The organism is Paenibacillus xylanexedens (genome assembly GCF_017874615.1).
GTDB classification, from domain to species: Bacteria; Bacillota; Bacilli; order Paenibacillales; family Paenibacillaceae; genus Paenibacillus; species Paenibacillus xylanexedens.
In genome coordinates this window covers 177,698-190,577 of record NZ_JAGIKV010000009.1, presented here as the reverse complement: position 1 = coordinate 190,577, position 12,880 = coordinate 177,698, and the positions used below count along the sequence as shown (strand labels likewise).

The following is a 12,880-nucleotide window of genomic DNA, read 5'->3' as shown; positions in this document are numbered from 1 at the left end:
TATGTGTAAGCCTGTAAATTATTGGTGTTTTGCGATAATTCCTTTGAGCGCATCTTTCGAGTTCAGACCAACCACTTTATCTACCGGTTGACCGTCTTTGAAGAAGATCAAAGTTGGAATGCTCATTACGCCAAAGCGGGAAGCAGATTCCGGATTTTCATCCACGTTAACTTTAGCAATTTTCACTGCATCGCCAACTTCTGTGGACAGCTCTTCCAGGATTGGAGCGAGCATTTTACAAGGACCACACCAAGGCGCCCAGAAATCAACAAGAACCGTTCCTTCGCCTTCTACTTCAGCGTTGAAGGATTGATCGGATACGTTAACAATAGCCATGAAATTGTCCTCCTTATATATACTTACGGTTTATTTTAACCTGTAACGTCGTGAACGACACTTCCAGTATAACACAGGTACGTCAAACTTGTGAATTGAACGCTGCAATGTTCATCTTCCCAACATCAAATCTTCACAATTACAGGATGTGGCATACCAACTTCAAAATCTTTACAAACGCTTTCTTTTCCAAGTATACTAAAATTACTCCGGGTTTCAGCCCCCATACGGGCAAGCTGTTTCCCCATAAGGAGGCAATAACATGGATGCAAATGTGCGGATCAACGACCCGCGTGAACATGTGAACGAGGAACCTCGCAACGATCTATTTGATCTGATCGCGGGTGTTGCCGGCATGGCTGGCCTGATGACAGTGATCTTTTTCGGTATGGTTATCTTCAAATTCCTCACCGAATAGGACACTCACAGATCTCACGCAGGACCAGAAAAGCCCGGTTTTCGCGACAATGCGAAAGCCAGGCTTTTTTTGGGACTACTTTAGCTTTTGATTGCAATCAGCTCAGCTTCTAAATCGTAAGCTCCACCGATAATTTGAAGATTAACCTTGTCCAGAACCGTTTCGTTCAATTAGATCGGTTCAACGTTTACCGCGCTGATTCTCACCCCGAACGGAGATGACATCCACGAATGGACGAATCCGGTCCATGAGACGCTGGCCTTTATTCATTTCCTCGCCGTCCCGGTTGGTAAAGCTAAGATGTTTCTCCAGCCCATCCAGACTATAATTGGACGTATAGAACGTTGGTTTGCGATTCATCCGATAGTTCAGAATGGACCCCATCACATGATCTCGTACCCAAGGATTCAGATTCTCTGCCCCGATATCATCAAAGATGAGCAGATCACAACTTTTCAAAATATCCGTCATTTCCTTCAGCTTGTTTCCTTCACTGATCATGGATTTCAGATCCTCCACAAAGTCAGGCATATAGATAATGACACCCGTGTGGCCTGCAACCGCCAGTTCATGCAGCAGATAACACATCAGAAACGTCTTGCCTGTCCCGAATGTTCCTTCCAGAAAAAGTCCTTGTGGAGACAGTCCGTTCTCCTTGGTCTCGCTAATATACCGAAGCACCTGATTCACAGCTGGAGCACGCATCCGATCCTTACCCATAATCTCTACATCGTTGTATCCGGCACTGAGCGCACGCTCGTCCACATAGAAACTGCGAATGCGTTGCTTAATGATATGTTCATTTTGCCGGGCGATATGTTTGGAACAAGGTGCTTTTATATCTATGATTTCGGGTTTACCGTTAAAATGTTCTACTTCCAGTTTGCAAAAGTGGCCCTGAAAATCGTTAGGACAGTTGTCGAGTCCCGGACAATTCGCACAGTTCTTAGAGTCTTTGGCGTACTGAAACAGCTTGCTCAGATCAGTCATGAGCTGTGCATCTTGCAGTTCAGGATGACCTGCGCGGAATTCGCGTACGTACGGATTTTCCATCAATTCCGCCGCAATCCGCCGCGATTGCTCACGAAAGGCAGGGTTCAGCTGCTGAAGCAGTCCTCCCAAGGATTCCATGGCTTCAAGCCCCCTTAATGTTTCAATATAGAATGAACAATGAAGTGTACCCCTGACCATCTTGATGGCATAGGGACTTTCGATCATTTGCAATTCTACTGTTCATTCTATAGAAAAACAACCAATAACTCAACTCATAGATCTGGCAAATAGCGTAACCCTTCCGCCACCGTACGTAATGCCTAGTTTAGAGCACACCTGCAGTCTGTACCTTTTAGAGTGTGTTCAAAAGTCTGTTTTTCGACTCTTTAAACAACTTTGATCAGCGGCGCATGCCGACAGTAACGATCTCGCATGAACCTGTCTGTATGTTCCATTCCTTGGTGGCAAATGATAATGTTGATGCCTCTTCTATGCTGTTGAGATGAAGTATTTCGCCCTCTTCCTCCAGGATGTTGCTTTTGTATGCCGTTTCGAATGGCTGCGGATTCGCTTGTGATGTTGCAAACTTCAACGTAGCAGAGTCGGTGGTCATATTGAACCAGCGTAACATGACATCGCCGGAATCTTCATTCACCTTGAGTGAAGAAAAAGCCAAGCCGTCTCCTTGCCATGCAAACGGTGTGTTGTTAGGTGTCAGATAACCCGTGTGTACTTCGGTTTGTGCCAGCGTCCAAGGAACCTGGAACTGATAGGCCTCGATATATGCACCTGACGCTGCACCATTGCCATCGTGGGGAATAATCTCGATCTGAAATGTATGTTCACCAAGGCATTGTGCTTCCGGTGTCGGGAACAAACCCCAGTCTCCAAGTTCGCCCACAGCACGAAGCAGCGTAACTGCGATCGTGTTGCGACCATCCTGAAGGACTTCATATTCATTTAGACCCAGATTGGCTACGACCAATCCCGCCTCTTTTTCACTCACATCTACAAAACTCTGTTGATGCTGTGTATTGCTTGGATTTTGCCACTCCGGTGCAGGCTTGTTATCACGCGTTGCAATTTCGAACATGGAATCCACATGATGAACAGCAGATACGAGATCCGTTGGGAAAAGAGCACGTACCCGGTGATCCTTCGCCTGATTGTTGAAGGTTGTTTCTATTTGCACACCTTTTCCACTACGACTAAGCGATACAACCGTGCGGATCTGGAGCGGAATCATTTTAGTTGAACGCTGGGCTTTACGGTATGGATAATAAATCAGCTCCCGTTGTTCCTGATCCAGCATCTCATCCGCTGACTCCGGTATTTCCCACTGATGAATCACTTCGAACGAGGCCAAGTATGATGTATCCTCAAGGACCCGAATCTCGGCCTGAAGCGCTTGTGTTGTCCGCGCCACTTCGTTCTCTGGCTGCTTGAACATGTATTCATTACCGATATCACCCACATTTTCGTACACGCCAAGGTCCTTATAAGTCCGGCCTGTTCGTTTGTCTGTGATTGTGAATGAACCATTGTCTGCAATCGTGACGATCAAATGTTGATTTTCCATGCCACGTTCACCACGCAACAGCGTAGTCGTTTTCGACGGAGTACCACTCTTAGCATCATCCGCAAAGTTGACCAATGCATAGGTTTTCAGGCCAAATGCCGCTACATTCTCTGTTTCAAAACGAATACGAACGCGCCGACAGCTATACGGCTGACGGAAGCGATCATCTGGCAGATCATAGCCAAATTGTAGACCCAGATCCTCCACCGTACATGGAATGTGATTACCATCTTCATCTACCAGTATGCGATCTGACAGGTCAACGGCTTTCATCTGCGTCGCCATCTCTTCCAATGTATGTCCATCCCGGAAATACAACCGAGCCGCGTCCAGCTCCATCTGAACTACACCGCTGCGTTCCCAACCCGTTGTATTAAACACCACAACAGGCCGGGCATTTTCGCCGTAACGCTCAAAGATGGAGGTATCAACAGCTGTAGCAATCTGGCTGGTGCTCTCTTCAATTAAAGCCTCTGCTACATGACGGCTCTTATCAAACCGTGTCACCATCTCGCGATGCACCTCATCCACACTGCATCCACAGATGCTGTCATGTGGGTGATTTTGCATCAGCGTTTTCCACGCATACGTCAGTTGATCATGTGGATAGGCATGTCCAAGCAGATAGGCGTAGGATGCCAGGGGTTCAGCCACTTTTTCCAGCATAGTCTGGCCCAGCTGGTTCATCTGTTTCAAATACACACGAGCCGAGGCGGTGTTCACCAGAGTTCCCCAGCCATCGGTACGCTGGCTGCGCAATTCGCCTTTGACCGTGGACAGTTCATGTTCAGACGATGCTCTCAAAGCTTCCAGATATTCTGGAAAATTCGAGTGAACAAACTCGATATCGGGATATAAATGTTCAGCCATGCGAATCGCTTCTGGCAGATCTCGCTGAATCGGTTGGTGATCACATCCGTTCATGTACAACAACTCATTCGTTGATGCATATTTCTCAGCGTCTGCAAGCTTGGTTTCCCAGAACTTGCGGGCCGATTCCTCGTCTACTGGAACTTCATTTCCGTTGGAGTACCAGTTGGCAAACAATACGCCGAGCACTTTTGATCCGTCTGGTCCTTCCCACATCAGCTCCGAGAAGCTTGATTCATATCCGGCATCCGATACCGTATTGTTAAATCCCGTAGGCTTCACACCACGACCAAAAAACACATTATCAATGCCCGATTGCTGCATCAGCTGCGGGGTCTGTCCGACCAATCCGAATGTATCGGGAAAATAACCAATTTTCGAAGGTGTGCCGTAACGCTTGGCGTCTTTATGTCCAACCTGCATGTTGCGCACATTAGCTTCTCCACTCGTCAGAAACGCATCCTGCAAAATGTACCATGGCCCAATCACAATCCGCCCATTGCGGATATGCTTCTCCAGTCTTTCCTTCTGCTCCGGGCGAACCTGAAGATAATCTTCGATGATAATCGTTTGTCCATCCAAATAAAAGCTTTTGTAGTCCGATCCCTCATCAAGCTGATCCAACAGTGAATCGACGAGCTGAATAAGACGCATATGATGCTTCTCATACGGTAAGTACCATTCCCGATCCCAGTGGGTATGCGAAATAATATGTGCTCTCTTTTTCTTGGTCATCGTGTGATCCCACCTCTGTCATCTTGTTGTACAATCTCAACCTCATCAGGGCGATACACCGCAGTCAGCTTTCCGGAAGCATCCGTGGCAAACAGCACCGAACGATTTTTCTCCAGTTGGAACGCATGCGATACACCTGTACGTTGATCTCTCACATGAACTTCATGGTTCAAGGCAAACTCTGATACAAATACATACAGATTTCCTTTTGGAAAACTCAGCTTCCGACCATAGATCCCTGCTATATCTCCGCCAGATATCCATTCCAACTCCTGTTCGATGCCCGAAATTTCAGTCGCATAACGATACAATTCAGCAAGTGGCTCGTCCCGTCCATTTAACTCGAGCGGCAGTGGAGTCCAGATTAATTTCCCTTTGCCCAAAGGCAGAACGTGTACTTCATCTGCTGTACCATTATCCCTGTGAAGCAACGTCTCCTTTGCCACCTCAGCGATACGACGCCGTCCATAGGTCACCCGGTGATTCACGCCATTAATACTCAGCAATTCCTCTCGCTGCACGTTACCCAGACTGCGTTTGCCTACGATATGATCTGCCCGGTCAGTTGCCTTCCAGTATGCATCCAGCCCCAGTGGTCCAGTGATGAGCAGACTCGTGCCTTCCTTCTCCGCAAACGTGAGCAATTGATGAAGTGCATCGCTGCCCATGTTGTGCGGACTCGGTACGATAATCAGTTTCGGTGGCTGTTGCTCCAACGCTTCCAGATGATATTCGGATAACGCACGGAATGGCAATTTCAGATCATAAGACATTACGCGAGTAAGCTTTGTTGTGGCATCATAGGCCAGGGCACGGTTGGAGAAGTCATTGGAATACGGGAACACGACTGCAATATCCTCCAGCTCGCGGTCTTCAAAGAGATCACGAATGCCATGCATGAATCGGCCAAAATCATAAGACACATCTGCCTCTGGTTTCTCCGTACCATCTGCACGCAAGGCTCCGATATGAGACTCATTGGCATTATCCATATAAAAGTTGGTGTTCCATATCCATTGCACCGCTCCTGCGCCGCCTGTCGAGAAAGCATAGGCGTACTTGCGTTCGAGAATGCCACGAAGCTCTTCTTCTGTACGTTTGGCTCGTCCATCTGGAGTTTCCACATACATGATGCCCGTCTCCTGAATGAGATTTGGCTTATGTGGCGTTTTGGCGAAAATACCGTCCCAGATCAGATCATCGTTTAACCACCAGGAATGCACCGTTGTATAATCCACTTCACGTTCATAGAAGAACGGAGAAGGGCGCTGTGCACCAAGGGCTTCGTCCTGTCCCACGGTAACCAGATGATCCGGTACCAGATCCTTGATTGTACTTACAAGCTCTCTAGCCCATACATTGTGCATCTCCATAGAGAAGAGACAGTAATCGAGCCAGCGTGTTCCCTTTTTGGCCTTGTGCATGTCCTGTACATCAAAATTAATCTCTTCTGGCTCAGGGATGACCGCGGCTGCAAAATTCGGAAGCTGCTTCGGTGACATGTTCCATGCCTCCTGCAACGCTTCAATCGTCTCATGCCGCTGCTGAAGCCAAGCCATATAAGCCTGCTGTTCATATGAATCTCTTGCCGAGCGTGGGCCAGCCGAGAAGATGCGCACCGGATCAAACATCGATGGCTCATTAATCAGATCCCAGTCCACATGGGTTGTATGCGTGTGACGACTGACGATGCTGCGGATAAAACGTTTCTGAGCCTCGACACTCTGCGGGTCCAAATACGGATTCGTGCCTTCCCATGTCTCCGGTGTAAAGGAGAAGAAGGTGAATGTGACCTGTAAGCCGTGACGCTTCGCCGTTAAAATAAATGCATCAATGGCACGAAGCACATCCTCTGCCATATGTCCGTCCACCTGCATCATGTTGCGATAGGCGGTCCAGATTCCGGTCCGAATCCAGTTGATTCCTGCTTTCGCCATCTGAGCCATATCTCGATCCCAAACATCTGCGTTCGGCAAAAACAGAAATTTCCGTGCCACGTCGGAGGTCATGTAGGTCATGCCCACAACAGGCAGAGGACGTCCGTCTTTTACAAAATAGTCCCTGCTGCGGGTAATCAGTTCCCCTTCTGCCAGCAGTGCAGCATCCTGTCCCCAGAAACCTTGACGTAAGGTCCGAACTTCCCCGTCAGGTGCCTGCGCGCGGCATACGATCCGATACAGCCCACTTTCAATGGAAACCGGGAGAAGTATGCGTTCAAACCGCTGCTCACCGGAAAGTTCCATCTCCAGTCGATGGCTCCATACCTTCTCCGTCGTGCCACTTGTGCGATCTTCATGCTCCACTGTTATGTCGAATGTCCACAGCTCAGACGCTGTACGCCTTTTGCCTGCACGCTGTAAAATCTGGCCTTGAAGTGTGAGTACAGCCCGCTCATCTGGTTCATACGAAGCATAATTCGTTTTCAGGGATAACTCAGTTACACCTTGCGCACAGAATTGTGCCCACTTCACAATCTCGTCAGCGCCATCCTGCGTCCAGAATGAGGTGGTCAGCGGCAGATGTACAAACATCCAGCGTGAACCAACGAAAGTCCCGCGGGAGTTTTCCCACAGAACGACAGGAGCGGCGACACTGCGCCCGTCCTTACTCATGCCACGAAGTAATGGGTAAATCTGCGTACTCATCGGTCCTGATGAACCCATCTGGTGAGGCAGATCACTTGTTTTGGTTGTATGTGGAACCAGATTCCATGTATCTGCAACCTCGAATAGTCCCTCTTTGCCAGCAAGGAGTGGTATCTGCTGCGAAGAAGTGTACGATTGCACGTTGGTAGCAGATACGTTCAATGCCTCATGGATATAGAGTTCCTGGTGATATGCGGTCTGCTCTGACTCAACAACCCATGCCCCATTTTCATATCGAACCGGACGTTTGAAGGGCGCACCCCCAACACTAATCAGGCTCCCTCCCTGATGCAGATAAGCTACAATCTCCGTCCAAGCGGATTTGGGAAAATAGGGTGCATGCAGATTGACCAGACATCCTTCACCTGCTGTAGCTTTCAAAGCCTCTGCAAGTTCTTCGGCGTTTACAACGGTGATCTCTTCGACTGCTTTCCATGTATTCAGAGCCTGCTCAGTTAGAAAAGTACCATCCAATGGAAACGTAGAGTCAGCGAAGATAATCAGCTTTTTATCATTAGGTTGGATACTCATAACAGGCCATCCTTCATGGATTTATAGACCAACTGGGAGAACAGGCTGTTGGACCATGCAAACCATTTTCGAGTAAAAATCGTTGGATCATCTGCGTGGAAGCCTTCATGCATATAACCTGTATCTGCATCTGTCGCTTCGAGCATGCGAATAATCTCCAGTTTCTCCTCGGCAGACTGCGCAGTCAGTCCTTGCATGGACAATCCCATATGCCAGATGTAATCTGGTGGGGTGTGCGGACTTCCGATCCCTTTGGCAACCTTGCCCTCATAATAGAACGGGTTCTCTTTGCTCAGGGCAAAACGGCGCGTATTCTGGTAGATCGGATTATCCGCTGTGACGTAACCCAGATATGGGATGGACATAAGTCCCGGTGTACCCGCATCGTCCATGAGACAGTGGTTGCCATAACCGTCCGTCTCGTACGCATAGATCGGTCCAAATTCGGGATGACGATAAATACCATACAACTGAATGCCGTGATCTACGTCCTGCTCCAGATCCTTCAATTCCTGCAAAAGTTCCATATCCCGGAACACCCACTCGGCAAACTCCTGCATTTGGCGCAGAGCTACAACCGCGAACATGTTGCCAGGGATATTGTAGTGGAAATCACATGCATCATCACTGGAACGGAAACCGGACCAGATCATCCCCGTGTAGTTGACTGGCATACCTTTTCCGTGATTGCGCAGGGAATCTGTTGGGATACCGTTATTGCGAGTGAAGCGATATGGAGATTGTTCCATGTGATGCTGTTCGACTTTGAATAGGTCCACAATTTTACGCATCGCTGCTTTGAAGCTTGAATCGAAAATGTCAGTCAGTTCGGTTTCCTTCCAATATAAATACGCCAAACGTACAACAAAACATAATGAGTCAATCTCAAATTTGCGTTCCCACACCCAAGGTGACATCTCGGTTTCGTCCGTGGTGTTCCAGTGCCAGTCGTTGGCCGTCTCATTGAAGGCATTGGCATACGGATCAATGTGAACATACTGGATATGACGTTTGATCAGCCCGCCAATAATGCGTTGCAGGTTCTCGTCTTCTTTTGCAAACGGAATGTAATGTACAACCTGCTCCACGGAATCACGCAGCCAGGAAGCCGGAATATCTCCCGTGATCACAAAAGTCGTACCGTCCTCCATCAACTTGGTTGTTGTTTCGATGGTGTTGGGGAAGCAGTTTTTGAATAATTGAAGCAGTTTCGGTCGGTGAGCCAGCTTCTGTTCTGCTTCTTCGAGCACGGCCTGAATGGATTGTGGCAAAGCAACAGGTGGCATGGGTATTTTGGGTAATCTGAACTGTTCCATGGATGAGTGCAACTCCTTAAACAAATTGAATGGTGTAGCTATAAAAGATCAAGCTGAGAACATTCACACTAGCCACTACGATGACAGAATAACCTTCTGATCGCTGTTATCCCCAGATTTTTTTGATTCCCTTTTCTAAAGGGGAAAATCTGGGGATAAAGGCGAACGCTTCGCTTCTTCGAATTCTTTCTGTCCTCTCCGTTATCGTGTAAATGTTTAGTTGAACATGTACAGCTCAAAAATATTTCAAAAAGGTTTACCGCAGTAACACGGTTTGTATTTGGTAAGGTTTAAAAGATAGTGTAATCTGGCCATTGGTATGGGCCAGTGGTTGAACCGGTTCTTCCAGTGCGTTGGAGTGAAAGGCTTGCTCAAAGGCATGTGGCCATTGCAATGTGATGTTTTCGCGTTTGCCTGATGATTCGTAGAAACGAAGGACTGTTCCGTGGCCATCCTCTGCCATTTTGACGGTATCCAGAATGACATGGTTACTATTAAAGTTAATCCAGGAGCCTGTTGCTGGACGTACAGGTGCCGCAGTTTCATCTGCAAGTGGATCGACTCCAGTCCCTGTGCTTGGCTGTACCTGCTCTATCTGCTGCTCTTGTTGTATCTGACCCTTTTGTTGCACTTGTTTCACTTGCTGTACCGTCACCTCATGATTCAACTCGGCAGCCTGACGTACGGTGTGTGCAGTTCGCCAGTCTCCGTCATGTGGATAAAGGGAATACGTGAATTCATGTTCTCCCAGATCGGCTGTGCGATCAGGCCATTTGGGCGCACGAAGTAAGGACAAACGGATGGTGCTTCCCTGCACGTCGTATCCATATTTGCAATCATTGAGCAGGCTCACACCGTATCCATATTCGGATACATCCGCGAAGCGATGTCCACAGACTTCATACTGCGCTTGTTCCCAGCTTGTGTTGCGATGTGTTGGGCGTTCCAGTGCGCCAAATGGAATCTCGAATGTTGCCTTGGAGGTCACCACATCAATCGGGAAACCAACTTTCAGAAGTTTGTGATTTTCGTTCCAGTTCACCTGTGTCTGGAAGTCGATACGTCGTGAATCATGATAAAAGACGATATCTTGTGTGATCACCGATTGATGAAGCTTCCAGCGGAAGCGCAGGACATCCTTTGTTGTACCCGCCAGCACCAGCTTTTTCTCCAACAGTTCCACTTCGCCAGCAATCTGTTCCTCATAACGACTGTCGATATCCCATGCATCCCAGAGCGTTGGACGATCGTGGAAGAAGTGGAGTTGATTGCCACGTTCACCCGGCTTCAGCATCTCACGCTCCGCGGTTTTATCCCACAGACGGCTGATCTCCCCACGTTCATTGAACTGCACATGATAAAAGGCGGTATCCCATGTATCATTAAAGGTTGGCCGCGCGGCAAGGTTTGTCATTTTCCCTACATTTGTTTCCCTTGTATTTTCCGGTACCAGCCAAATCGTCTTATATCCAAACGCCGGAATGTCCGTAACGAGAATAGACATGCTGCCATCCTCCCGATCCATTCGCAGGCGCTGGCCTTCTTCATCAATGCCGTAGCGATCCAATCCATCCTGCACAGGAAGTTGAACGACTGCACTGCGTTTCCAGCCCAGGCTGTTGAATACAACATAGGCTAATGAACCTTCCGGTCCCTCTGTGTTGATACCCGTTGTCAATGCTGCAATACCTTGATCCAGTCCGGTTCTGCCCAATTCAAATACCTGTACATATTCCTCATTCGAAGTGACGTAGGACTCCGTAATCGCTGATCCCGGAATAATATCATGGAATTGATTCAGCAAAATTAATTTCCAGCCGTCATGCAGTGCTGAACGTACTTCAGCTTCGGTATTCGCCTCCATATCTGGCAGAGCGAGTGTATTCCACAATTCAGCTTCACGATATAGAACTTCAGCTTTCCGATTGTTGCGCTTATTGCGCGCATGTGTCGTGTAGGTTCCCCGATGTAACTCCAGATACAGATCGCCATGCCACTTCGGAAGTACAGACTGCTCCTTTTCAACTCCGGCAAAGAAAGCTCCAGCTGTACTATATCGACTGGCGGGCTGTCCTACCATCAGGTCTGAGCGATCCACATACTCCAGCATCTCGCGTGTTACGCCACCACCGCCATCTCCGTGTCCGTACAGAAGCATGTGCTCCGGATGCGCGGCTTTCTCACGGTAAGACTGCCAGTGATCATGAATGTCCTTCGGCAGCGTGTGCTCGTTAACACCATGATTGAGGTAAGACAGAATGGGTGTACCGTCAATGCCCACCCAGTGGAAGAGATCGTACGGAAACACATTTGTGTCATTCCATCCGAGCTTTGTTGTCATGAAATACTCCACATTGCCATGCTTCAAAATCTGCGGCAGGGAGGCACAATACCCGAACGTATCCGGCAGCCATTCAATCTGTGATGTCTTGCCAAACTCCTCCATATAGAAACGCTGACCATATAACATCTGGCGAATCAGGGACTCCCCACTCGGGATGTTCAGATCCGGCTCAACCCACATGCCGCCAACCAGTTCCCAGCGACCTTCTATAATCCGCTGCTTCACCCGCGCGTACAGCTCGGGATCATGCTCCTTCAGAAACGCATATAGTAAGGGTTGGCTCTGGGAATAGACATAGTCCGGATATTCATTCATGAGTGCATCTACGGTGGAGAAGGTACGACTCGTTTTGCGTACCGTCTCGCGTACAGGCCACAGCCAGGCAATATCAATATGGGACTGTCCCACCATATGCTCCAGACCTTCCGCGTTGCCACCAATCTCACGCACATGATGCTTCAGATTATTCTCAATCTGACGAATACCCTCTCCATGCTCAATCTCTTCTACTGACATGCCTACAAATTGATCCATCGCACGATACACCAGTTCTAACAGGCGAACCCGCCGAAAGTCACTTTCCGGTAGCAACACAGCCGAATCACGCACAATAATGACGGTATACATCAGACTGCGAACTGCTTCATTTGGTCTTACCAACAGGCTCGTAATCGATGTGATTGGCGGCTGAATAACCGCCTGTTGATTCAAAGGGTCCACGGGTTCAGGTACTGGATCAAACATCTCGATCTCCAGTTCCGGATTGATTCCAACTTTGTACGGATCAAGGGTGACGTAGGTGTGATTGCGGTCAAGGCCCTGATAAGAGTGCCCATTTACCCGAAGCAAGCCTTCTCCGCCTGTCTCAAATACAAGCCCATAAGGTGCTTGCTGCCATGTAGCAGGAATCTCCAAACGTGTTCTGAAGAAATAAGTCGTTCCCTGTTTGCTCGGGAAACGCTCAAAATCTTGCCCTTCCGGGTAATCACCCTGATCCTCATACTGTCCGGGCACATTGTAATAAGCGCGGGTAATGTCCCAGCTGTGCAGCTGTAATTGCTCCAGCCACTGATGTTCGGACAACTCGCGAATAAATCGTCTGATACGTTCCAA

At 48.5% G+C, this 12,880-nt stretch carries 7 protein-coding genes; 1 reads left to right on the top strand and 6 read right to left on the bottom strand.

Going from position 1 to position 12,880, the window contains the following annotated elements:
- Positions 1 to 18: 18 nt before the first annotated feature.
- Complete coding sequence (gene trxA / locus J2Z28_RS14370) at positions 19 to 336, bottom strand: thioredoxin (protein WP_017692451.1); 318 nt, start codon at positions 334 to 336, stop codon at positions 19 to 21.
- 262 nt (positions 337 to 598) lie between these two features.
- On the opposite strand from trxA, the gene J2Z28_RS14365 reads away from it, so the two are divergent.
- On the top strand, positions 599 to 754 hold the full coding sequence (locus tag J2Z28_RS14365) for a YqzM family protein (protein ID WP_143781130.1): 156 nt from the start codon (positions 599 to 601) through the stop codon (positions 752 to 754).
- Between the two features lie 180 nt (positions 755 to 934).
- On the opposite strand, the gene dnaI is transcribed toward J2Z28_RS14365, so the two are convergent.
- From dnaI to J2Z28_RS14340, 5 genes are all read right to left on the bottom strand, one after another.
- The gene (gene dnaI, locus J2Z28_RS14360) at positions 935 to 1,885 is read right to left on the bottom strand and encodes a primosomal protein DnaI (protein WP_017692448.1); all 951 of its coding nucleotides are present in this window, start codon (positions 1,883 to 1,885) and stop codon (positions 935 to 937) included.
- A gap of 262 nt (positions 1,886 to 2,147) precedes the next feature.
- Positions 2,148 to 4,931 (bottom strand): alpha-mannosidase, encoded by a 2,784-nt coding sequence (locus J2Z28_RS14355; RefSeq protein WP_211082988.1) that lies wholly within the window; start codon positions 4,929 to 4,931, stop codon positions 2,148 to 2,150.
- Positions 4,928 to 8,107: a beta-galactosidase gene (locus J2Z28_RS14350; RefSeq protein WP_211082987.1), complete on the bottom strand. Its 3,180-nt coding sequence runs from the start codon at positions 8,105 to 8,107 to the stop codon at positions 4,928 to 4,930. The genes J2Z28_RS14355 and J2Z28_RS14350 overlap by 4 nt, the downstream gene beginning before the upstream one ends.
- A complete protein-coding gene (locus J2Z28_RS14345; RefSeq protein ID WP_211082986.1) occupies positions 8,104 to 9,423 on the bottom strand; it encodes a glycoside hydrolase family 125 protein in 1,320 nt (439 codons plus the stop codon). Before J2Z28_RS14345 ends, J2Z28_RS14350 begins: the two co-directional genes overlap by 4 nt.
- A gap of 256 nt (positions 9,424 to 9,679) precedes the next feature.
- Positions 9,680 to 12,880, bottom strand: coding sequence for an alpha-mannosidase (locus J2Z28_RS14340; protein WP_211082985.1), 3,201 nt, complete (start codon positions 12,878 to 12,880; stop codon positions 9,680 to 9,682).

Bases quoted from the DNA above. Each gene is read 5' to 3' on its own strand.
- trxA (WP_017692451.1), bottom strand. From the start codon at position 336: ATGGCTATTGTTAACGTATCCGATCAATCCTTCAACGCTGAAGTAGAA.
- J2Z28_RS14365 (WP_143781130.1), top strand. From the start codon at position 599: ATGGATGCAAATGTGCGGATCAACGACCCGCGTGAACATGTGAACGAG.
- dnaI (WP_017692448.1), bottom strand. From the start codon at position 1,885: ATGGAATCCTTGGGAGGACTGCTTCAGCAGCTGAACCCTGCCTTTCGT.
- J2Z28_RS14355 (WP_211082988.1), bottom strand. From the start codon at position 4,931: ATGACCAAGAAAAAGAGAGCACATATTATTTCGCATACCCACTGGGAT.
- J2Z28_RS14350 (WP_211082987.1), bottom strand. From the start codon at position 8,107: ATGAGTATCCAACCTAATGATAAAAAGCTGATTATCTTCGCTGACTCT.
- J2Z28_RS14345 (WP_211082986.1), bottom strand. From the start codon at position 9,423: ATGGAACAGTTCAGATTACCCAAAATACCCATGCCACCTGTTGCTTTG.